Origin of the sequence: Candidatus Nitrosopumilus sp. (genome assembly GCF_965263415.1) — an archaeon.
Taxonomy (GTDB): domain Archaea; phylum Thermoproteota; class Nitrososphaeria; order Nitrososphaerales; family Nitrosopumilaceae; genus Nitrosopumilus.
Genome location: NZ_OZ253671.1, coordinates 1,518,659 through 1,539,922, shown reverse-complemented (window position 1 = coordinate 1,539,922; position 21,264 = coordinate 1,518,659). Strand labels below are relative to the sequence as shown.

The following is a 21,264-nucleotide window of genomic DNA, read 5'->3' as shown; positions in this document are numbered from 1 at the left end:
TAAGTTTTGAGCACAAAACCTCAATTGTTTTTTCTATCAAGGATTAAATAGAAATTCCAAAGGATGAAAGACAATTGAGTCAGACAACTGAGCAACTACAAAAAAGTGACATTAAAGATATTTTAGAAAATTCTCTTAATGGAAAAAGACCTGGTCCTGAAGACTGTATGCGATTATTAGAATCTGATGATGTTCATCTCATGGGACTTGTATCTGGTCATTTGACAAGAAAACAATTTGGAAAGAAAGCATCATTTGTAAATAATATTATTTTGAATTATACTAATGTCTGTATCACTGACTGCAAGTTTTGTGCATTTTACAGATCCCCTGGAGCTGATGATTCTTACACTTTAACTTTGGATCAAATTGAATCTCGTGTAAAAACTGCATGGGATATGTTTAAGATCAGACAAGTCTTGATTCAAGGTGGCCATAACCCAAATCTGAAAATTGAATATTATGAAGATGCATTTAGAATGATTAGGGAGAAATTCCCTAAAGTCGGTGTACATGGATTATCAACATCAGAAATTGACATGATTGCAAGAGTTGAAAAATCATCCACAAAGGAAATTTTGTCAAGACTCAAAGATGCAGGTTTGCAGTCAATGCCTGGTGCTGGAGCTGAAATTTTGACTGATTCTGTTAAAGAAATTATTAGTCCAAAGAAAATCTCTAGTGATGATTGGATTCGAATCATGGATGAATCTCATTCACTTGGAATTCCATCTTCTGCTACAATGATGTATGGGCATGTAGAAAACAAAAATGACATTGTTGAACACTTTTTCAAACTTGTAAAACTACAAGAAAAAACTAAAGGATTCATGGCATTTATCCCTTGGAACTTTGAGCCAAATAACACTTTGATGCATGAAGAGGGATTAGTTGAATATGGTACTGGTGGAATTCAACTCTTGAAAATGATTGCAATCTCTAGATTAATCTTTGATGGACTCATCCCTCACATCCAATCATCATGGTTGACAAATGGCATTGGTATGGCTCAACTAGCTTTACAGTATGGTGCTGATGACTTTGGCGGTACCTTGATTGGAGAAGAAGTAGTTTCATGTACTGGTGCCCGCTCCACTGAACTTACTGATAAAATAATCATAGATGCAATTCATCAAATTGGTTATTCTGTTGAAGAGAGAGATAATTTCTACAACCCTGTATCTATATCATAGTCCATAATCAGACCATTTAGAATCAACTAGATTCTTTGTTTCTTCATCAACTTTTACTTGTTGTTGAATCTCTCTTTCGTATCCTTCTTCTTTTGTTTTCTGTGTTGCATCAATTCCCATTTTAGAACCAAGATTGACAAGTGGTGATGCTGGATCTAGTGTGTCAGTTGGGGCATTATTGATTATTGTAGTGTCTCTTGCCGCATCTGCTCTTGTTGTAATTGCCCAAATCACATCATTGATGTCATGAACATTGATGTCTTCATCAACTACCACGAACATCTTTGTTAGTGATAACTGTCCCATTCCCCATAACCCCATCATCACTTTTTTTGCTTGACCTGGGTATCTCTTTTTGATTGAAATTATTGCAAATCCTTGGAACCAGCCAGCAGCCGGCATACTGAAATCAACTACTTCTGGATGGAACATCTGAATTAGTGGTAAGAATGACCGCTCAATTACTTTTCCAATATATGCATCCTCAAGAATTGGTTTTCCAACCACTGTTGTAACATAGATTGGACTCTTTCTTCTCATAATTCCTGTTAATGTGAATGTTGGGTATTGTTCAACTGGGGTATAGTATCCTGTATGGTCTCCAAATGGACCTTCATCTCTAATATCTGCAGGATCAACATATCCTTCTAAAACAATTTCTGCATTTGCTGGAACATCCAAATCAATTGTTTTACATTTTACAGTTTTGATGCCTTCTTTTCTTGTAATTCCTGCAAACAAGTATTTGTCAAGTCCTTCTGGCACTGGAGCAATTGATGAAAATACTGTTGCAGGATCTCCACCAATAATTATGGCAGTTGGAATTTTCTCCCCCCTGTCCTTTGAAATGTCTCCGTGATGAGCTCCTCTCTTGTGTTTTTGCCAATGCATTAATGCGTGTGTCTTATCTACAATCTGCATTCTGTAGACTCCTAGATTTCTAACTCCTGTTTCTGGATGTTTTGTTGCAACTAATCCTAATGTGATGAATCGTCCTGCATCATTTGGCCAAGATTTCAATATTGGCAAATCCTCAAATGATGCATCAGTGGATGTGATTTCAGTTACCGGTCCACTAACTTCTGATTTAGGAAACGATGCTGTCATCTTTGATAATTCTGGAAGTTTTTTAATTTTGTTTAGCAAACCTGATGGAACATCCATCTTTGTCATGTCTGCAATACGTTGTCCGATTTCAGTAAAGTCTGTCATTTCAAGTCCTATCTCTAATCTTTTAATAGAACCAAACGCATTTCCTAAAACTGGCATATCAAAATCTTTTACATTTTCAAAAAGAATTGCAGGTCCGTCTGAATACATCTCTCTTCTCATGATTTCTGCAATTTCTAAATTCGAGTCAACTTGTGTCTTGACTCTCTTTAATTCTCCATTTTTTTCAAGTTCTGAAATAAACTCTTGAATGTCTTCTATTGGCACATTAATTCTGAATCCAGTTCAAGTATAAGCTTAACTGGATTTTAGGAATAAACTCTTGAATTGTTTTTATTTTTTTATTAAATAATCCTCTCAAAGTACATAATAGATTCCATGTCTGAGAAATTATATGAAAAATGTTGTCTTGCTGAGTTTTTTGATATTTTTTACAATGTCTTTTACTCTTGTTGATGTATATGGGCAATCTGATAATGAATCATCTTCTGAAATTGTTGTGTGCTCTGAAGATTATGAACTAGTCTTCAAACCTTCTGGTGATTCTTCGATATGTGTGAAATCTTCAAGTGTTGAGAATTTTCTTAAAAGAGGATATACACTTCCTACTACAACACAAGAAAATCTACGTGTTGGATTACTATTTTCAACTTCTGGTGATTATTCAACATATGGTACTGAAAGTCAACATGCTGCACTAATGGCTATTGATGATTTCAATGAATATTTGAAATACATTGAAAATGAACAAACACTCTTAATTCCTGAAGTTGTTTCTCTCCAAACTGATCCTGAACATACTCTGGAACAAGTAAAAAAAATGCATCTTGATGGAGTAGATGTTTTCATTGGACCTGAAACAAGTGCAGAACTTGAATTTATGAAATCTTATGTTGATTCTGAGGGATTATTGGTTATTAGCACATCTTCAACTGCCCCATCTTTGGCAATAGAAGATAATATTTTCCGACTTGTTCCTGATGATACACATCAGACTCGATTACTTGCTCTTCTTGCAGAATCTGCCGGTAGTCCTACTGTATTTCTTTTAGTTCGTGATGATACGTGGGGTAATGAATTTGCAAATGCTTTTGATGAATCTTATTCTGGAGATGTTTTTATGATACGTTATGATCCAGTATCTCCTCTCTATGAGCAAACTTTACAACAATTATCTGAATCAATTGCCGCAGAAATGAATCCCTCAGAAATGAATCCCTCAGATGTTAGAGTTGGTATGATTGGGTTTGGTGAATCTGCTGAATTTTTATCTCGTGCAACTCAATTTGATATACTTGATGATGTTCGATGGTTTGGAACTGATTCTAATGCAAATGAGAAAAAAATAATTGAAAATGAAAAAGCCGTTGAATTTGCACAGAATGTTTCATTTAGAGCACTTCAGTTTTCAACTGACACTGAAAGTACTGCTTATCAAGAAATTGAAACAAAAATTTTTGGAAAACTAGGACACTTGCCAGACACTTATGCATTTACTGCATATGATGCTGTATGGATATTGGGCTTGAGTATGTTAAATGCCGCAAGCACTAATCCAAATGATTTAGCATTAGAAATTCCATCTACTATTACTTCTTACAATGGTGCTCTGGGGAAATTAGAATTAAACGACGCTGGTGATTTAGTCTCTGATAATTATGCTATTTGGTCTATTGTGGATGGTGTTTGGTACAAAGGCAATTATGCAAAAAATATGGAATCTGGACTAATCGAACTTGTTGAAACTGATTTAGAAGAATTGGCTACTGAAGAAACTATTTTGGAAAAATCGGCCCCTATCGACGATAATGAGATTCCAATAGAACAAACATCTATTACAGATGATGAGATTCCTATAACCCAAACATCTGTCGCAGATGATGAACTATCTATTCTTGTAAACTTGTTAATTGCTTTGATTATTGGAGTATCTGCAATAGCGGGATTTACCATTTGGAAACTTCGAACTCTATCAATAAAGTTGAAGAACTCTGTTCATATTCAAAAAATTGAACCTGAACCAACACCGGAACCAGAACCTGAACCAACACCGGAACCAGAACCTGAACCAACACCGGAACCAGAACCTGAACCAACACCGGAACCAGAACCTGAACCAACACCAGAACCAGAACCTGAACCAACACCAGAACCAGAACCTGAACCAACACCGGAACCAGTTGAACCCAAAAACGCTGTCAAACTATTATCGTCTAAGGAAATTCTCCAAAAATGTATTCAAACACATTCAACACTTATGACTGATAAAGAAATTGATTTCTCAGATTCATCAATCAAAAACGTAAAGTTTGTATCTAATGAAAAACCGATTTTAGAAATTTTTTCAAATTTAATTCGTGCTTCTCATCATTTGGTTGGATCTTATGGTCAAATTGAGATTGGTGTCAATGATGATGAGGATATTACATTTTTTGTTAAAGATAACGGAAATGGAATTTCAAAAGAAGAACAAGAAAAAGTGTTTGATGAAGATGATGGTCCTTTGGGATTGATGACTACTAAAGAAATAGTTCAAGACATGGGTGGTAAAATTTGGATTGAAAGTGTTTCTTTTCTAGGAACTGCTTTTTATTTCTCAATCCCAATACATCCAAATTCTTAAAATCATTTTAAATTTCATTGTCCCTTTTCCATAGCAATATTTCTTAGATTACAATTGGACAAAATATCTATGGAAAATCTCTTTTACATTGGAGGTAATTCTTTCTTTTTATCATGTCCGCCAGAACCAAATTTGCAATAGAAGCATAACTCTGATTCCATGTACTTTAGTTGCTCAACTTGGATTGCGCCAAGTTTTAGTGCAATTTTTGTAAGAATTTTGTACTTTAGTGGCATTGCTGGAATTACTTCATCCATGTATACTCTGTAATGATCGGGACAAAACTTGAGCGTAACTTTGGCCGGTTCTTTACTCTTCTCGTTTACTTGTTTTGTAAAATTGATCTGTTCTCGAATGTATTCATGTTTTGGGCATGGGCAGTCTTTTCCACCTGGGTGTTTGTATGCAGGTGTGTTTTTCCAGTCAAAGTCCGGAAACTCTTTCTCAAAGTCGTCCATGTGATCCATTAGCAATTTGTGCTTATAAAACTTGATCAAACTTGTCTATGGTAATAACCCAAATGCTCATAAACCCCGGATTATCCATCCAGTTTATGGCAGCTGCTAAAAAGCAAACTAAAAAAGATCTTGAAGCCAAGATTGCCGAATTAGAAGCAAAGCTAAACTCACTTTCATCTCAGCTTTCAAAACCAGCAGAAACTAAACCTGCTGAGACAAAACCAGCTGAAGTGAAACCAGCTGAGACCAAACCTGCTGAAACAGCAAAACCAAAACCAACCTTACCAAAAGGTACAGCAGAAAAACCAGCTCAAGTGAAACCAGCTGAGACCAAACCTGCTGAAACAGCAAAACCAAAACCAACCTTACCAAAAGGTATGGAAGAAAAACCAGCAGAAGCTCCTAAACCACAGGAAGCTCCAAAACCAGCTGAGACAACAGCACAACCTCCAGCAACAGTACAGGATGCTTTAGAGGCCGCATATTATGATGCTCCAATGACTGATTTCCATCAGTACAGAGCAAAAGTAACAGGTTATTCTCCAGCTCCTAACAGATACTTTGTTAGAATGACTGCTCCTGTTGGTAAAGTTCCAACATCTGATTGGAATCAACAAAAAGCCTCAGTTACTGGATACACAGCATGTTCAAACCAATACTATGCAACAAGAGCAAGATTGGCATATCATCCTGCTGACAAAAGATTTGGAGCCTTTAGTGGAGTAAACATGAGTTTTGATGGCGTTACTGCACAAGCAGAACAAGCACCAACACCAGAACCTGCAAAACCAAAAGGTACCCTTCCAAAAGGATTCTAATTCAAAAACATCTTTTATTTTCTATTTTTAATAATAATATTTTTCTTTGATCATATTCTATACTTTACATGCCTCCAAAAACTGTCTGTCCTAATTGTAAACAAAACGAATGGCTTGAAAATCAAGAACTAGGTTATCTTCCAAGAGTGATAAAATTGGATAATGGACAATATGCTGCTGATACTGAAAATGGAACTCATGTGAGAATTTGGAGATGTAATAATTGCATGTATGTAATGCAATTTTGGGAACCCGATTAGATGAAAAATTGATTTTTTAAAATTATAATTTTTACACATTATCAATTGATTTTACGAATTTTTTTCATCAACGACTGGCTCATGAACAAAATGTAAATAAACAATGTATTATCTATTGTAAGAAATGGCAGCAAAGCGAAAAGCAAGTACAAAGAAAGATCTTGAAGCAAAGATCGCCGAACTCGAAGCAAAACTATCTAAACTCTCATCAGAAATTGATGCCAAACCAGCTGAGACAGCAAAACCAGCAGAAACTAAACCTGCTGAGACAAAACCAGCTGAAGTGAAACCAGCTGAGACCAAACCTGCTGAAACAGCAAAACCAAAACCAACCTTGCCAAAAGGTACAGCAGAAAAACCAGCAGAAGCTCCTAAACCACAGGAAGCTCCAAAACCAGCTGAGACAACAGCACAACCTCCAGCAACTCCTAACGAAGCTCTAGAATCTGCATATTATGATGCTCCAATGACTGATTTCCATCAGTACAGAGCAAAAGTAACAGGTTATTCTCCAGCTCCTAACAGATACTTTGTTAGAATGACTGCTCCTGTTGGTAAAGTTCCAACATCTGATTGGAATCAACAAAAAGCCTCAGTTACTGGATACACAGCATGTTCAAACCAATACTATGCAACAAGAGCAAGATTGGCATATCATCCTGCTGACAAAAGATTTGGATCTTTTAGTGGAGTAAACATGAGTTTTGATGGTGTTGAAATTAAAGAACAAACACAACAAGCACCTCCGCCACCACCTCCAGAACCTGCAAAACCAAAAGGCACACTTCCAAAAGGAATGGGTGATGCACCTCAACCACAAACTACTACAAGTAGTGGAGATGGAAAATCAAGACAAGAACAACTAGAAGACTACGAAAAAGATTACTTGCAAAGAATTGAACAAGAAAAAGCAGAACGTGAACAAGCTTACCAAGAAGCACTTGAAGCAGAAGTTGAATCAAGAGCTAAACAAACACGTGGTAGCTTGCCAAAAGGTTTTGAACCCGCACCGGAACCAGAACCAGAACCTGCAAAACCAAAAGGTACACTTCCAAAAGGTTTCTGACCTTTCACCTTTTTACTTTATTTTATTCTAAATTTTTAAAATCTTCAAACACTTGTTTGGCATGTCCTGCAGGCTTTACTTTTGGATATATTTTGAAAATCTTTCCCTTTTCATCTACTAGGAAAGTGCTTCTCATAACTCCCATGTACTCTCTGCCCATGAATTTTTTCAAACCCCAAACTCCAAATGATTTTGAAATTTCTTTGTCTACATCTGCTAAAAGTGGAAATTTAATTTCCATTTTATCACAGAATTTTTTATGTGACTCTACATCGTCTGGACTAACACCAACAATTTCGATCCCTTCTTTTTGAAATTTTTTGTAATCTTTTGCAAACTCATCTGCTTCAGTTGTACATCCTGGAGTGAAATCTTTGGGGTAAAAATAGATGACATGTTTCTTACCTTTAAAATCTGATGATTTTACTTTATTTCCATTTGAATCATTGACTTGAAATTTTGGAACCTTTTCTCCTTCTTCGATCATGTTCTATGATCTGATTTTCTATAATTAATTACTTTTTGACCTGGTATGATCACTACTCTAGTCCGAATCTTTTATATGGTAATTGGCGGGGCTGTTGCATATGGTATCGCCACGAAATTGGCTTGCAGAAGCAATTTCTACATTTGCATTGGTCTTCTTTGGTCCATTGTCTGTAATTTTGGCTGCAGCAGTTTTTGGTGAAGGACTGACCATTGAAGGAATTATTATGATATCTTTGGGCCATGGTGCTGCAATTGCATTTATGGTATATGCATTTGGACATATTTCTGGCGCTCACATCAACCCTGCTGTCACCATTCCTATGATGATTACAAGAAAAATTGGAATCGCAGATGGAATTGGATATATTGTATTTCAAATAATTGGTGCAGTTATTGCAACTGGTACTTTAATTGCTTTATTCCCTGAAATTGGAAAACCCGTTTTCTGGGGTGCCCATGGCGGTCCAAGTGATTTACTTGGTGGTAGTTTGATGTCTGGATTAGTACTTGAAATGATTATGACATTCTTCTTAGTTGTTGTAATCTTTATGACTGCAGTTCACAAGAAAGCTCCAAAGAGTGTTTATGGTGCAGTAATTGGTGGAATGGTTTTCCTACTTCACTTAGTAGGTGTTCCTTTGACTGGTGCATCTATGAACCCTGCAAGATCTTTGTCTCCTACATTACTTTCTGGAGATGCTGGATTGTGGGAAGTTCAATGGCTTTATTGGGTTGGTCCAATAGTCGGCGGTATTATTGCTGGGTTGATAATGAATTACATCTATGTCAACAAAGCAGAAAAAGAAGCATAATCCCAACGTTTTTAAAAATTTGAAATCCTTTTTACAGTATGAGTTCTACTGATGAAATTTCTTCAATGCTTGATACCGAATCTCAAAAACTTGAGAATCTCATCTCAAACGTATCTGATGAGATGGGAATTCATGAAATCGTAGAGACATACTATCAGGTCATGAATGTATCTTCCATGACTTCCATGCTTAAACAACAGTTAGATTCTGTTACTCACAAGGCTTTACTAGCACAAATTGATAAAACTGAACAACTCATTTCAGAAAAATTTAACACTACACTACATCCCAAAATTTTAGAAAACCTTTCAAATTCTATTCAAGAAACAACCACTAAACTCCAGTCAAACTCTGGTGAAAAAACCAAAGAAGAAATTGAAAATGAATCTCAAATGTTTGAAGAACTAAGAAAAAAAATGAGTACCAAAGAGTTTGTTGAACAATATGACAAAGGATTGGCATGATTGAACAACTAGCAAAAAATCTTGTTTCTCTAAAAAAAGAATTTGAAAAAACATATTCTGGAAAAAGCCAGATGCAAGAAGTCATACCGGTTTCTACTTCTGAACTATTTTTAATCAAACAACAAGATTTAGAATTACTGCATCAATTTGCTACAAAGAACCCTATCTATTACAACTCGTATGAGGATACTATTGATAACACAAAATGCATTGTCTATGAAGGTGACATCAACAAGTATTGGCTGAATAGCATTCAACACGGTTCTAGTAACGCTCCTTTTTTTCCAACTTGGATAATGTCTGCGTATATTGCAGTATTGATGGCAAAAGATCTTGGATATTCTGAAGTAATTGATATTGGTTCAGGTGATGGCAGAATTGCTTTTTGTGCCAAAGTGTTGGACATGGAAGCATACAGTGTTGAACTCGATGAACAACTAGTAGACCTTCAAAAAACACTTGTCACTACACTTGACTTTCACCCCTTTTGTTCTGATGCTATAACATTTGATTATGCATCTTTGAATTTGAACAACCCTGTATTTTTCATTGGGGGGCTTGCTCAAATGGGAGGTGTTGTTTTGGCAACTGGTGTTATTGACAAGATTATGTCTCAAGATTTTTGGAAAAAAACTGGATGGGTTTTTGCAGGTACATATTCTCAAAAATACGCCCCAGACCCTAAAAATGAGGCTGGTTGGGGAACCTTAATTGAAAACAACAAACTTCACAAGATACAAACAATTTCTCTACCGACCGTTTGGACGTTTCATGAAACTGATGAAACACCATACCTTTTTGCTGAATCTTTGTAATCGCAATCCAAATTAAGCGTAGATTTACCAAAGTTTTCGGACTCGTTGCATAGCTTGGATAGTGCGAACGCTTGCGGAGCGTTAGGTCGCCGGTTCGAATCCGGTCGGGTCCGTAGATAATTATTTTGAAAACAATCAGTAGAACACTTTATGAATTTCCTCTGAAAAATTATGCCTATGGGATGGGTTTTGATAGTAATTCCGTTGATTTTTGTTGGAATTGGAGTATTTGCATACTCTAATGGAATCTTTGAGATTAATCAGACTAATTTAGACAAATCACTTCAAAACATACCTCAAGGAATTCAAAATGTTGGCAAAACTGCAAAAAATTATGCTAGTGACACTAATGTGATTCTAAGAGACACCTTGAACAAACAGCTTGATGATGCAAAAATGAAACCAATTAACATTCCAGTTGATGACATTCAAAACATCACACAACTAATTCCGGAAAATACTATTGTTAACGAAAAACCAGAAATTGATAAACTACAACTTGAGCACCAAGTTCATTTTCTTACAAATCAATACCGTGTTGATCATGGTCTTTCATCACTGGATTGGGATGATGATTTGGCAAACGTGGCAAGACATCATAGTGTGGACATGGCCTCAAGAAATTATTTTTCCCATGATACTCTTGAAGGAAAAAGTCCTACTGATAGGGGTGTTTCTCAAGGATATGATTGTGAAAAGATAGTTGACAATCTAATTTACAGCGGAATTGCAGAAAACATATTTCAAAATAATCTATATGATAAAGTCTGGTACATCAATGGAATTCCGACATCCTATGAATGGAATGACTTGGATGCCATTGCTACATCAACAGTGGATGGTTGGATGGCCTCTCCAGGTCATAGAGAGAATATTTTGACTTCTACATATGACAAAGAAGGCATCGGTGTGGAAATTTCTTCTGATGATAAGGTGTACATTACTCAAAATTTTTGCTAATCTTGGTGTTGTCTTTTTCAAGTTCTGCATCAACTAAGATCTGAAGGGATGAATTGCCATCTGTTTGTACTCCGAAATAAGGCGATTTTTACAAATCTCTTAATACTTCAACCTACATAATATCATTGTGACAATTCTTAGTTCTAATGAAATTCCAATTGGGTTGAGAGGATTGTCTATTTTTCTTATTGGTATGAGTGCCATTTGTCTTACAGCATTTATTGGCATTACAATGTTTGTTTCTGATATACAGTCTGGAAAATATCTGGTAGACCTTCCTTCTCTTGAAGAATTTTTGTTTTATCCTATATTGTCTCTTTTAGTGCCCGGCATCTTTGCATTAACGGCATCAGTTGCATTGTTTTCCCAGAAAGACTATGCAAGAGTACTGATCATTGCATATGGGGGTTCATCTCTGGTAGGATTTTTAAAAGTTGAACATCCTGTTTTTCTATTTGCAATTGTTGGCGCTATTGTTTTGTATTACATGTGGCAGCCACACGTGAAAGATTATTTTAAACGACTGGTTATCTAAAGTGTCTCCAATTCCTATTGAGGTTCCTGTTAATGATGTTCCTTGCATTCTTGGCCATGTGTTTGTTGATAGATTCATAGAAAATTAGATGTGCAAGACAGTGCAGTCCTACTAGTTAAATCAAATTTTCAGTAAACCCCTTCAATGTCTCAAATAGAAGCACAATACAATGAATTCACCAATGCAATTACCCAAACTCTCTCAAATGTTGATGTTGACCTCTTGATCAAGATGATGTATCTTGAAAGAAAACTCCCTGATGCTCCTCCTATGGTCGAACTACTAATTGAATATAATTCTGGCACAAATATCCAAGACAAACAAGAAGCAATTCGGGCAAAATATGGGTTCCCAATGAATGCTGGTGAACATGGATTAACTCTAGTTGGTCAAATGACAGTACCTCTTGTTGAAGAACTGTCTAAGGATAGAGATGTCAATTTCATCACTGGAAAAGCGACTCCTGCATCATATTGATGTAAGATTATCAATTTTGTTTTTTATCTAAATTTTAAAATCTATTTTTTATCTATTGTTGGCACTAGAAACTTTTTTCTAATTTAGTTAAAAGCAATTCTGCATTTTTTATAGTATGAAGATATACACTTCAAAGGGGACCTGTATTTGCGAGGAGTATTTGAATCACTAATTGTATTTGGTATGATGACTGGTTTGTTATTGCCAGCAAGACTACTTTTTGTTGAATTTGTTTCTGATGATTGGTTAGGTTCCTTTGGAGTTATTACTGCTATCTCAATGTCTGTCATAATTTTAGCAAAGAAACAAAAATTAGGATTTTTTGGTCCTATGCTTGAGAGACAAATCTACAAATTTCAAAAAGGAAAACGAGGGATTGCAGTATTTGGCGAGTCTGTATTCTTACTTTTGATTTTGGGTACTATGATTGTGGCAATTGATCAAGGCAGCTCAATTCATTCTCAATACATGTTGCAAAATTCTGAGAATATTCCAATAGTCACTTCTTCAGAGCAAGTTTTAGAAATGACAAATGAGATGACTCCTACTGATTGGATTGTTGGATTTTTGTTGGCACCTTCAGCACTATTGACAGAATTTCCTAAAATGAGTGCTGCAATTGCCTCTATTGATCAATCCTTTGATGGGTGGTTAATGCATTTTTACACTGTAGGATTTGTAGAATATTTGGAGTTGTTGGGAATTTTGTTTTTCTATAGAGTTTCATTTAAGAGAAAAATCTCTACTGCTACCAGTCAACTGTATGTCAAGGCTGCAATTTAGGCTCATCAATTCTTACTATATCATTATCTTAAATATTATAACATAATACGACAATGGTGAGTCGCGAAGATTTCAACTATTCATCAATCAAAGTTCAAGACATTATGACGCGTGCACTAATCACCGTTAATCCTAATACTACTGCATTACAGGTAGCAAAAATGATGGAGCAAGGGGGAATAGGCGCAGTCATTGTAAAAGATGGTGATGATCTTGTTGGTATTGTTACTGACAGGGATTATGCCACAAAGATTGCTGCAAATAACCTTCCTTTTGATACAAGTGTTGAAAAAATAATGTCTTCTCCATTAATCACAATTAATCAGGGAGAACCAATCTCTATTGCTGCAGAAACTATGGCTAGCAAAAAAATAAGAAAACTTGCAGTATCTGATAATGGTAACATTACTGGAATTATCACTTCTACTGATTTAGTTAATCAACTAGCAAAGTAACTAGTACGTTTTTGTCTTTCTTAGAAATAATGTAACTGATGCCATGTAGCATGCAGTAGCAATTACTTCAGAAATTAATGATGCTAGAAATGGTTCTATTCCAATTTCTAGAAAATAATAGAAAGTTGGCCATCTTATTCCAAGATAAACAATCTCTCCTACCCCAAATGATGAAACTAGTGCTAGTATTTCTCTTCTGATTAATTCTCTTTTCATAGATTTGTAGCGATCTTTGTTACCCCAATAAAATAATCCTGAAAAGATTCCAAAGTAAATAACATATCCAAAAATTATGGTAAATGTTGTGTTTAGATAATTGTCATATCCTGATAACATTTGAGCAAATGCTGCAGAAAGTGATGCCGAGATTGCAAAACAAATGAGAAAATTTCGGTTAATTCTAAGTAACTGCTGATTTAACTTCATATTTTTTTTAAAATTTGATAACTAATATTTTGTTAGAGTTTTGGGTAAAACATGAAACGATGTAAATGGGCTATAGAAGAACCAAACATTACTTATCATGATGAAGAATGGGGCAGACCTCAACATGATGACCAAAAGTTATTTGAATTTCTCATATTGGAGGGTGCTCAGGCTGGTCTTTCATGGGTGACTATTCTTAAACGTAGAAGTGGGTACAAAAAGGCATTTTCTAATTTTGATGCACTCAAAGTTTCAAAATACTCTCAAAAGCGCATCTCAAAATTATTGCAAGATGAGTCAATAATTCGAAATAAACTCAAAATCCATTCTGCAATAAATAATGCAAAACAGTTTCTCAAAGTCCAAGAAGAGTTTGGTTCTTTTGACAAATATTTGTGGAGTTTTGTTAATGGCAAACCAATCAAAAATAAATTCAAAAAACTATCTGATTTGCCTTCATCAACTGATATCTCTGAAAAACTCAGCAAAGATCTCAAAAAACGTGGATTTAGTTTTGTTGGGCCTACAATATGCTATGCATTAATGCAGGCAATAGGAATGGTCAATGACCACACGACTGGGTGCTTTTTGCATGGAAAATAATTTTATTCTCCTATAATCTTGACAAATCATGGCAGAAGGAACATTTGCGACATCTGTGACTTGTATGGATGGTAGAATACAACTACCTCTTGCAAAATGGATTAAAGAAAACTATTCTGTTGATTACGTTGATGCAATCACAGAACCAGGTGTTGACAAAAAGGTTGCAGACAATGCTGATCTTGAATCCATAAAGACCAAAGTTGGAATTTCAATTAATGCACACAAATCCGAATTAATTGTAGTATCTGGCCACTATGACTGTGCTGGTAATCCAGTTTCAGATGATGAACACAAATCACAAATCAAAAAAGGTGTTGAAGTAATTTCATCTTGGAATACTGGTGCTAAAGTTATCGGCGTTTGGGTTGATGATACTTGGAATATCAACGTGTTATAGAATAATGGATTCAAAACTTTCTCATTTTTCAAAAACTGCTGGACCTGGAATCTTGTTTGCTTGTACTGCAATAGGGGTATCTCACTTAATCCAATCAACCCGTGCGGGGGCTGACTTTGGTTTAATGATCTTGGGGTTTGTTGTGCTTGCAACTGTGCTCAAATACCCTTTCTTTGAATTTGGTTCTCGTTATGCAAACTCTACTCAAACAAGTATCATTGATGGCTACAAAAAACTTGGAAAACCTGCATTATGGATGTATTTCATAATTACAATCTGTTCAATGTTTTTTGTAACTGGTGCAGTTGGATTTGTAACTGCTGGATTTTTTGAGAATTTATTTGGAATTGACTTTCTTGAAGAGTTTACTGTAGTTATTTTATTTGCAATTTGTGTTGGGATTTTGGCTGTTGGAAAATACAATGTTCTTGATAGTTTGATTAAGATTATTGCAATTGTTTTACTTGTTTCAACTGTTTCTGCATTTCTGTTGGCACTGTATAATGGTCCAATAGAAGAAGTTCCTGGATTTTCTCCAAAGGAACTTTGGAATCTGACTGGAATCTTTTTCTTACTTGCATTAATGGGTTGGATGCCTGCTCCACTTGACCTTTCTAGCTGGAATAGTCTATGGACGCTTGAAAGATCAAAGCAAACCAGTTATCGACCAAAATTAAAAGAAACACTACTGGAATTTAGACTGGCTTATCTGATAACTGGTATTTTGGCAGTCATGTTTGTTGTTTTAGGTACTTTCATCTTTTATGGGTCAGGTGAGGAATTACCAAATAGTAATTCTAGTTTTGCACACAAAGTTGTAACATTATACACTCAGACTATTGGTGAATGGAGTTATGTCGTTATTGCGGCTTCAGCATTTTCTGTAATGTTTGGAACCATAATTGCATTGTTTGATGGATATTCTCGCTCTTTACAAAGAACAGTAGAGTTAATTTTTTCTAAAAACGAAGAAACAATACGCACAAAATTCAAGACATTTTATGTTATTTTTTTGATAGTTCTCTCTGTTGGCTCTTTGATTGTGATTTTTCAATTTGCAGGGAATCTAAAAGAATTAGTTGATTTTGCTACTGTTTTGTCTTTTGTAGTCGCACCAGTTATTGCAATATTTAATTTCAGATTAGTGACTGGAAAATATCTTCCAAAAGAATCCCAACCTTCTACTCTATTGAGAATTTTGAGTTTTGCAGGAATTACCTTCCTTAGTGGATTTGCAATATTCTTCCTAGTGACGAAATTCATGTCATAATCTGATCATAAGCTTAGCCTTAGCAAGTTTTTTTAATACTGCAGACTGATTATTTATGAAAATCATGAAAATTTCTGCTAAAATGAAAAAAGCACTACAAGACCAAGTGGCACTTGAAGGATTAGCGTCAAACAGTTACTTGGCAATGGCATCTTGGTGTGAAGTAACAGGGTATCAGGGTGGTGCAGCATATTTCTATACTCAGTCAGATGAAGAAAGAACTCACATGATCAAAGTGGTTCATTACCTCAATGATATGGGTGCAACTGCAACAATTCCTGCAATCAAAGCTCCTACTGCAAGTTACAAATCTTTAGAAGGATTAATCAAGACCGCATTAAAGAGTGAACAGACAGTAACCAAAGCAATTCACAAAATGGTGGAGGTTGCACAAAAAGAAAAAGATCATTCAACTTATGCATTCTTGGAATGGTTTGTAAATGAACAGGTTCAAGAAGAAACAAAGTTTGAAACAATCTTACAAAAGTTTGATCTTATTGGACGAGACAAGATTGCAGTAAATGAAATTGATAAAATTCTTGCAGCAGATGCAGCAGCTCCTGCCGCAGACCCTGTAGCATAAATTTCTAAAATAATTAATACTGTATTGTTTTCAATTATTTCATGACAGTAACTGTTACAAGAAAACCTGGTGGAATAACACAACTATTCAATACTGATACTGGTCGTGTCACTTACAAGTGTAAGGCAGATTCAGCATACATGTTAATTGAAGCATTTGGCGGAATTGTAAAATTTAACCAAAAAGGTGCAATAGCAACAGTAACTGGACATGTAACTTCCTTAGAGTCATGTGATGTTCTAAAGAACGGTCATCCTGAATACAAGGATGCGCTTGTTACAATTATTTCTGCACACAAGGAATTTGCAAAGACTATTGCTGATTCTCATCAAAAAGAAATCACGGAACTTGAGAACAAATTATCTTCACTCTAAAACTCGTATTTTTCACATTTGCAGCCTCGAACTAGACATTTTCCATCCCCATTCATGTGAATTGAATTGTCATGATAACATCCAACCTCTTTGTTACTGCATTTCATTTTAGTTCCTCAAATAGAAATTATTTTGATTCATCGTGGTCTTTGCCGATGTGTGTGGCAAGGTCAATTACACTACTTCCAAAATCCTTACCGCAAAACTTGCAATGAAACGTGTACTCATTTGACAAGGCTAAATCTTGAACATAATATTATTTAAAAAATTCTTGATTTCTGGTTTGATTTATCCATAAATCATACAATGTTCGCATTCACAAACATCTTGTTTTTCTGCTTTCTTCAAGCAATTCTTGTGTTGTCCTGCTTGGCACTGGACACAAACCTCATCAATATTTTCTACACTGGTGTATTTTTTTGATTGGTCAAATCCAAAACCCCCATCTTGCGGTCCTACCATGATTTTACATGTATGATGTAGTATTTCTAGTTCACTGATTTATTGCAGATTTTATTGTGTCAATTAATTCATTTTTATGCTCTTCAATAATCCCTCTTATCTCAAATGAATCTACATATCCTCCAGCTGATGCACGTGTTGCTTTTAGTAAGTAATGCAATGCACCTTCTTCGATTTTTCCAATATAATATCCGTACAAAAAATCTATTTCATTTTCACACTTCCAAATTTTTTTGATGTTTGGAAATGTTTGCTTTATCTCTGATTCTATTTCTAAAATTCTATTTTTTATGTACTGATCCAATGATTTTCTTATTGTAGAATCTTGTAGCAATTGTAATTTGTTTAGCACACTTGTTTTTTAGTCCTTTTTCTCATCATTGGCATCTTCGGGATTGTCCCACATGTGCATGGTTCCTCTTATCATAAATGAGCCTACAATAATGGCTACTAATCCCCCAACAATAAATACAAAAAACTTACCTACATCTTTTATGCTTGCCAATGATGCTTAATTATCGTCATTCTAATTATAATTGTCTAAGTGATTTGATTAGATTCAATAATGAGATTGAAATGAATCTCATCATATGTCTAGGATTAAGCAAATCGCTATTTGGATTGGAATTATTGGTGGAGGAATAGGATTCTTCTTCTTTTCGATAGAAGCTGCAGAATTTATGCGATAATTCTCAAAAATTAATTACGTCCTAACAACTTGTAAAAATATTGTCTGAGATCACTGATGAAATCAAGAACTTTTTGGATTTACAAAAATTAGGTTATGTTGCAACAGCATCTTCTGACGGTCTGCCAAATATTTCTCCAAAAGGAACTATCATTGGATGGTCAAAAAATCAATTAGCATTTGCAGATATTCGTTCTCCTGACACTATGAAAAATCTAAAGACTAATCCTAATGTGGAAATTAATGTAATTGATCCCTTGTTGAGAAAGGGATTCTTATTCAAAGGTCGTGCTAAAATCATTCAAGATTCCCCTCTTTATGATGAAATATTAAGACATTATCGTGATAGTGGCATTAAGAGTCCAATCGGCTCTATAGTATTGGTTGATGTGACTGATATTTCAGAAGTGATTTCTCCTCTATATGATATGGGGATTAGTGAAGAAGAAATCAAATTAAAATGGAAAAAGCATTTTGATAGTTTATGATTTTTGATTTTCTGATTTTAGTTTGTTTAATTCTTTTTTAGTTTCTTCGTGTTCCTCTCTTTCTTTTTCTAAAAGTAATTGAATTGCTTCTAATTCTCTTTGTGCAGTGTTTAGTTTTGATTTTAACGAGCCTACAACAGCGCTTGCTGCCTCTATTACTCCTGCCGAACTTTTGCTATCTCCTTGTATGAATTCTTTTTCTTTTGGTGTAAGAATACTGGTATCTTGAAATTCATCTTTTTTGTTTAGTTCTTCTTTTGCATTGTATAATCGTGAATTTGCTTCATCTAATTCTTTTTCTGCTTCAACTTGCTGTTTTCTAATTTGAGATAGCATTGATTGTTCTGATGTAATTTTTTCTTTAGTTTCTTCATACTCTTTTGTGATTTCTTCTAGTTCTTGTTTTATTTTTGATAAATTATCTTCTGTTTTGGAAAACTCTTCAATTGATTTTGAATCTTTGATTTGCTCTGACTCTTTAATTTTTTCTTTAGTTTCTTTGTATTTTCGTATAACTATGTCTAATTCCATTTTTTTCTGATTAAGTTCTTTTTTGACTAACATCAAATTACTTACTGATGTTTCATATTCTTCTTTGACTGAATCAATTTTTTGTTGTATCTCATTTAATTCATCTTGCTTTCCTCTAAACTTATTTTGTAGACTTTCAACTTCAGTTTCTAAGTCTTTTTTTAGAACCGTTTCTTCACTATTTTCTGATACTGTATCTTCTTTTTTACCAAAAAGTCCCATTTTCATTTCTCACCGTATCCCTCTAAAAGATGAATCTTTCTTTATTGTTGTTTTGTTCTATGTCTGATGAATTTGAGGTAGAATCCTAGTCCTCCAATTAACAAACCTGCCACCCATGTTGCTACACTCATGCTTTTTGGAACAATTGCTTCTTGTGGGCCTATGATGAGTAATAATGCTCCCAAGATGATTAACGCAAATCCTCCACTGTTTTTTGATTTATTATGCTCAGAATGAACCATTTTCTACGTATACTCTGATAGTGTTTTTGCTACTTGTTTTCTTCCAATATCTGAAATAAATGGGCCTATCTTTGGTCCTCTTGATGTGCCCAAAATAATCTGATACAGGATTTTAAAGAAATCTTTTGGTTGCACATCATTTGACTTTGCAATCTGGTAAATTGTATTTTGAATATCTTCTGGTTCTTCGTCTGCTCCTAATGCTTCAGATAAAATCTTTAATGCATTTTTTGCAGTTTCATCCAAATCAATATGTGTTTTTTCTTGTTCATCAAATTCATCTGAAAAATTACCTGCAAGCTCGATAAGCTTTTCAATTTCAGGTTCTGGATTTTTTATTACTCCATAATCTAGTAATTTTTTCATTACTCTTTCATTTCTGTTTTCTTTGAATATTTTCGCTAATTCAATCAACAGTCTATAGTTTACATGTGTACTTGCTTGTTTTGGAGGATTTAGAAGGTTAACGTATTCGTATAGTCCCTTTGATTTTACAAGTTTTGCTTGATTGTCTATCTTGATTCGTCCAAAGTTAATGTCTTCCAATTCATTGTATTCATTCATCAATGATGGAATGTCTTCTACACCAAGTTCACGTGCACCTGTAATTCTTTTGTATAGTAACAGGAGAATTGATTTTGGACTACCAAATTCCATCCATCTTTGTGCAGTTAGTACGTTTCCTAATGATTTTGAAATCTTTTTTCCTCCTTTGTCTAAGAACATTTCATATTTTACATGATGAGGATGTGGGAAATTCAAAATTTCATCTGCTACCCAATCATTTACTTTGACTGAATCCATAATGTCTTTGCCATATGCTTCAAATCTGATATCAAATGCTGCCCATCTTGCTGCAAATTCTACTTTCCATGCTAGTTTTCCAAGGTCTTTTCTAATGTCTGCTTCTCCTTCATGGCCACAACCTTTGATCATTTGTGAGCCAATCTCTGCATCATGGCATTTGTATTTGACCTTCTTTTCATCTGCGATGTACTCTGTTGCCTCTGCTGTGTAGAGACGATTACAGTTGGCACAAACTGGGAAATATGGTAAATATTTTTGATATTTCTCTTGTCCTACTAGTTCTGATATTTTGTTTCCAATCTTTGTACTATTTTGCAAAATGGTGTGAATGTTGTCTTTTAGTAATCCCTGTTTGTAAGTGTCGACTGCTCTTCGGAATTCATATTTTATTCCAACTTTATCTAATCCGTCCAAAAGAATACTGCTCATATGCATTCCATAAGAGTCATGACAACCATATGGGTCTGGAATGAGTGATACTGGTTTTGCTAAATGTTCTTCTAATCCAAATTCTTGCATTCCTTCTGGAATTTTTCGTAAACCATCAAGATCATCTGAATAAGCAATAAGTTCTGATTTGTAACCAAAGTTTTCTAATGCTAACTTTACACCATATGCTCTAACTGCATCCCCCAAACTTCCGATGTGGGGAATTCCTGATGCACCTAAACCACTTTCTACTCTGAGAAGATCTAAATTCCTTCCAAGTGCTTTTTCCCGGTCAAGTAATTCTGAAGCTAACTTGTCAATCCAAGTTCCTTTTCCAATAATTTCTTGCTCTGACATCTCT

Annotated in this window: 29 protein-coding genes and 1 tRNA gene; 20 read left to right on the top strand and 10 right to left on the bottom strand. The window is 34.9% G+C overall.

What is annotated here, in order from left to right:
* The first annotated feature begins 74 nt into the window (after nucleotides 1–74).
* Complete coding sequence (locus ACQY22_RS09865) at nucleotides 75–1,193, top strand: radical SAM protein (protein ID WP_428324513.1); 1,119 nt, start codon at nucleotides 75–77, stop codon at nucleotides 1,191–1,193.
* On the opposite strand, the gene ACQY22_RS09860 is transcribed toward ACQY22_RS09865, so the two are convergent.
* Nucleotides 1,188–2,630: a menaquinone biosynthesis decarboxylase gene (locus tag ACQY22_RS09860; RefSeq protein WP_428324512.1), complete on the bottom strand. Its 1,443-nt coding sequence runs from the start codon at nucleotides 2,628–2,630 to the stop codon at nucleotides 1,188–1,190. The two genes, ACQY22_RS09865 and ACQY22_RS09860, sit on opposite strands and share 6 nt — an antisense overlap.
* A gap of 169 nt (nucleotides 2,631–2,799) precedes the next feature.
* Here ACQY22_RS09860 and ACQY22_RS09855 point away from each other — a divergent pair, with 169 nt between their 5' ends.
* On the top strand, nucleotides 2,800–4,986 hold the full coding sequence (locus ACQY22_RS09855) for an ABC transporter substrate-binding protein (protein ID WP_428324511.1): 2,187 nt from the start codon (nucleotides 2,800–2,802) through the stop codon (nucleotides 4,984–4,986).
* Nucleotides 4,987–5,069: 83 nt separating this feature from the next.
* Here the strand turns inward: ACQY22_RS09855 and ACQY22_RS09850 are convergent, their stop codons facing one another.
* Nucleotides 5,070–5,444, bottom strand: coding sequence for a hypothetical protein (locus ACQY22_RS09850; protein WP_428324510.1), 375 nt, complete (start codon nucleotides 5,442–5,444; stop codon nucleotides 5,070–5,072).
* A gap of 95 nt (nucleotides 5,445–5,539) precedes the next feature.
* On the opposite strand from ACQY22_RS09850, the gene ACQY22_RS09845 reads away from it, so the two are divergent.
* The 3 genes from ACQY22_RS09845 to ACQY22_RS09835 all read left to right on the top strand — a co-directional run bounded on the left by ACQY22_RS09845 (nucleotide 5,540) and on the right by ACQY22_RS09835 (nucleotide 7,588).
* The gene (locus ACQY22_RS09845; protein WP_428324509.1) at nucleotides 5,540–6,262 is read left to right on the top strand and encodes a trans-sialidase; all 723 of its coding nucleotides are present in this window, start codon (nucleotides 5,540–5,542) and stop codon (nucleotides 6,260–6,262) included.
* 68 nt (nucleotides 6,263–6,330) lie between these two features.
* Nucleotides 6,331–6,522 (top strand): hypothetical protein, encoded by a 192-nt coding sequence (locus tag ACQY22_RS09840; RefSeq protein WP_428324508.1) that lies wholly within the window; start codon nucleotides 6,331–6,333, stop codon nucleotides 6,520–6,522.
* Nucleotides 6,523–6,646: 124 nt separating this feature from the next.
* A complete protein-coding gene (locus ACQY22_RS09835; protein ID WP_428324507.1) occupies nucleotides 6,647–7,588 on the top strand; it encodes a trans-sialidase in 942 nt (313 codons plus the stop codon).
* Between the two features lie 22 nt (nucleotides 7,589–7,610).
* Here the strand turns inward: ACQY22_RS09835 and bcp are convergent, their stop codons facing one another.
* Nucleotides 7,611–8,075 (bottom strand): thioredoxin-dependent thiol peroxidase, encoded by a 465-nt coding sequence (gene bcp / locus ACQY22_RS09830; RefSeq protein WP_428324506.1) that lies wholly within the window; start codon nucleotides 8,073–8,075, stop codon nucleotides 7,611–7,613.
* 100 nt (nucleotides 8,076–8,175) lie between these two features.
* Here bcp and ACQY22_RS09825 point away from each other — a divergent pair, with 100 nt between their 5' ends.
* From ACQY22_RS09825 to ACQY22_RS09785, 9 genes are all read left to right on the top strand, one after another.
* A complete protein-coding gene (locus ACQY22_RS09825) occupies nucleotides 8,176–8,889 on the top strand; it encodes an MIP/aquaporin family protein (protein WP_428324505.1) in 714 nt (237 codons plus the stop codon).
* A 38-nt stretch (nucleotides 8,890–8,927) separates the two neighbouring features.
* The gene (locus ACQY22_RS09820) at nucleotides 8,928–9,353 is read left to right on the top strand and encodes a hypothetical protein (protein WP_428324504.1); all 426 of its coding nucleotides are present in this window, start codon (nucleotides 8,928–8,930) and stop codon (nucleotides 9,351–9,353) included.
* The gene (locus ACQY22_RS09815) at nucleotides 9,350–10,168 is read left to right on the top strand and encodes a hypothetical protein (protein ID WP_428324503.1); all 819 of its coding nucleotides are present in this window, start codon (nucleotides 9,350–9,352) and stop codon (nucleotides 10,166–10,168) included. Before ACQY22_RS09820 ends, ACQY22_RS09815 begins: the two co-directional genes overlap by 4 nt.
* Nucleotides 10,169–10,206: 38 nt before the next feature.
* A tRNA-Arg gene (locus ACQY22_RS09810) sits at nucleotides 10,207–10,281 on the top strand.
* Between the two features lie 64 nt (nucleotides 10,282–10,345).
* On the top strand, nucleotides 10,346–11,128 hold the full coding sequence (locus ACQY22_RS09805; RefSeq protein ID WP_428324502.1) for a CAP domain-containing protein: 783 nt from the start codon (nucleotides 10,346–10,348) through the stop codon (nucleotides 11,126–11,128).
* A gap of 127 nt (nucleotides 11,129–11,255) precedes the next feature.
* On the top strand, nucleotides 11,256–11,663 hold the full coding sequence (locus ACQY22_RS09800; protein WP_428324501.1) for a hypothetical protein: 408 nt from the start codon (nucleotides 11,256–11,258) through the stop codon (nucleotides 11,661–11,663).
* Nucleotides 11,664–11,807: 144 nt separating this feature from the next.
* Complete coding sequence (locus tag ACQY22_RS09795; RefSeq protein WP_428324500.1) at nucleotides 11,808–12,140, top strand: hypothetical protein; 333 nt, start codon at nucleotides 11,808–11,810, stop codon at nucleotides 12,138–12,140.
* 147 nt (nucleotides 12,141–12,287) lie between these two features.
* Complete coding sequence (locus ACQY22_RS09790; RefSeq protein ID WP_428324499.1) at nucleotides 12,288–12,923, top strand: hypothetical protein; 636 nt, start codon at nucleotides 12,288–12,290, stop codon at nucleotides 12,921–12,923.
* A gap of 53 nt (nucleotides 12,924–12,976) precedes the next feature.
* Nucleotides 12,977–13,378 carry a CBS domain-containing protein gene (locus tag ACQY22_RS09785; RefSeq protein ID WP_428324497.1) on the top strand — a complete coding sequence of 134 codons (402 nt, stop codon included), beginning with the start codon at nucleotides 12,977–12,979 and terminating at the stop codon, nucleotides 13,376–13,378.
* Here ACQY22_RS09785 and ACQY22_RS09780 read toward each other — a convergent pair whose 3' ends face one another.
* A complete protein-coding gene (locus tag ACQY22_RS09780; protein ID WP_428324496.1) occupies nucleotides 13,379–13,804 on the bottom strand; it encodes a hypothetical protein in 426 nt (141 codons plus the stop codon).
* Nucleotides 13,805–13,855: 51 nt separating this feature from the next.
* On the opposite strand from ACQY22_RS09780, the gene ACQY22_RS09775 reads away from it, so the two are divergent.
* The 5 genes from ACQY22_RS09775 (at nucleotide 13,856) to ACQY22_RS09755 (ending at nucleotide 17,034) form a co-directional block, all read left to right on the top strand.
* A complete protein-coding gene (locus ACQY22_RS09775; RefSeq protein ID WP_428324495.1) occupies nucleotides 13,856–14,407 on the top strand; it encodes a DNA-3-methyladenine glycosylase I in 552 nt (183 codons plus the stop codon).
* A 28-nt stretch (nucleotides 14,408–14,435) separates the two neighbouring features.
* On the top strand, nucleotides 14,436–14,807 hold the full coding sequence (locus ACQY22_RS09770) for a carbonic anhydrase (protein WP_428324494.1): 372 nt from the start codon (nucleotides 14,436–14,438) through the stop codon (nucleotides 14,805–14,807).
* A 4-nt stretch (nucleotides 14,808–14,811) separates the two neighbouring features.
* A complete protein-coding gene (locus ACQY22_RS09765) occupies nucleotides 14,812–16,077 on the top strand; it encodes an NRAMP family divalent metal transporter (protein ID WP_428324493.1) in 1,266 nt (421 codons plus the stop codon).
* A gap of 64 nt (nucleotides 16,078–16,141) precedes the next feature.
* Nucleotides 16,142–16,660 carry a ferritin gene (locus tag ACQY22_RS09760; RefSeq protein WP_428325548.1) on the top strand — a complete coding sequence of 173 codons (519 nt, stop codon included), beginning with the start codon at nucleotides 16,142–16,144 and terminating at the stop codon, nucleotides 16,658–16,660.
* Between the two features lie 41 nt (nucleotides 16,661–16,701).
* Nucleotides 16,702–17,034 (top strand): hypothetical protein, encoded by a 333-nt coding sequence (locus ACQY22_RS09755; protein ID WP_428324492.1) that lies wholly within the window; start codon nucleotides 16,702–16,704, stop codon nucleotides 17,032–17,034.
* 288 nt (nucleotides 17,035–17,322) lie between these two features.
* Here the strand turns inward: ACQY22_RS09755 and ACQY22_RS09750 are convergent, their stop codons facing one another.
* The 3 genes from ACQY22_RS09750 to ACQY22_RS09740 are packed head-to-tail and all read right to left on the bottom strand — an operon-like array spanning nucleotide 17,323 to nucleotide 18,001.
* Nucleotides 17,323–17,496: a hypothetical protein gene (locus tag ACQY22_RS09750; protein WP_428324491.1), complete on the bottom strand. Its 174-nt coding sequence runs from the start codon at nucleotides 17,494–17,496 to the stop codon at nucleotides 17,323–17,325.
* Nucleotides 17,497–17,527: 31 nt separating this feature from the next.
* Nucleotides 17,528–17,830 carry a hypothetical protein gene (locus ACQY22_RS09745; RefSeq protein WP_428324490.1) on the bottom strand — a complete coding sequence of 101 codons (303 nt, stop codon included), beginning with the start codon at nucleotides 17,828–17,830 and terminating at the stop codon, nucleotides 17,528–17,530.
* Nucleotides 17,831–17,857: 27 nt separating this feature from the next.
* Nucleotides 17,858–18,001: a hypothetical protein gene (locus ACQY22_RS09740; protein WP_187146557.1), complete on the bottom strand. Its 144-nt coding sequence runs from the start codon at nucleotides 17,999–18,001 to the stop codon at nucleotides 17,858–17,860.
* Between the two features lie 224 nt (nucleotides 18,002–18,225).
* Here ACQY22_RS09740 and ACQY22_RS09735 point away from each other — a divergent pair, with 224 nt between their 5' ends.
* Complete coding sequence (locus ACQY22_RS09735; protein WP_428324489.1) at nucleotides 18,226–18,672, top strand: pyridoxamine 5'-phosphate oxidase family protein; 447 nt, start codon at nucleotides 18,226–18,228, stop codon at nucleotides 18,670–18,672.
* Here ACQY22_RS09735 and ACQY22_RS09730 read toward each other — a convergent pair.
* The 3 genes from ACQY22_RS09730 to lysS are packed head-to-tail and all read right to left on the bottom strand — an operon-like array spanning nucleotide 18,667 to nucleotide 21,260.
* A complete protein-coding gene (locus tag ACQY22_RS09730; protein WP_428324488.1) occupies nucleotides 18,667–19,425 on the bottom strand; it encodes a DNA repair protein in 759 nt (252 codons plus the stop codon). The two genes, ACQY22_RS09735 and ACQY22_RS09730, sit on opposite strands and share 6 nt — an antisense overlap.
* 41 nt (nucleotides 19,426–19,466) lie before the next feature.
* The gene (locus ACQY22_RS09725; RefSeq protein WP_428324487.1) at nucleotides 19,467–19,667 is read right to left on the bottom strand and encodes a hypothetical protein; all 201 of its coding nucleotides are present in this window, start codon (nucleotides 19,665–19,667) and stop codon (nucleotides 19,467–19,469) included.
* Between the two features lie 3 nt (nucleotides 19,668–19,670).
* Complete coding sequence (lysS, locus tag ACQY22_RS09720; RefSeq protein WP_428324486.1) at nucleotides 19,671–21,260, bottom strand: lysine--tRNA ligase; 1,590 nt, start codon at nucleotides 21,258–21,260, stop codon at nucleotides 19,671–19,673.
* Nucleotides 21,261–21,264 lie beyond the last annotated feature (4 nt).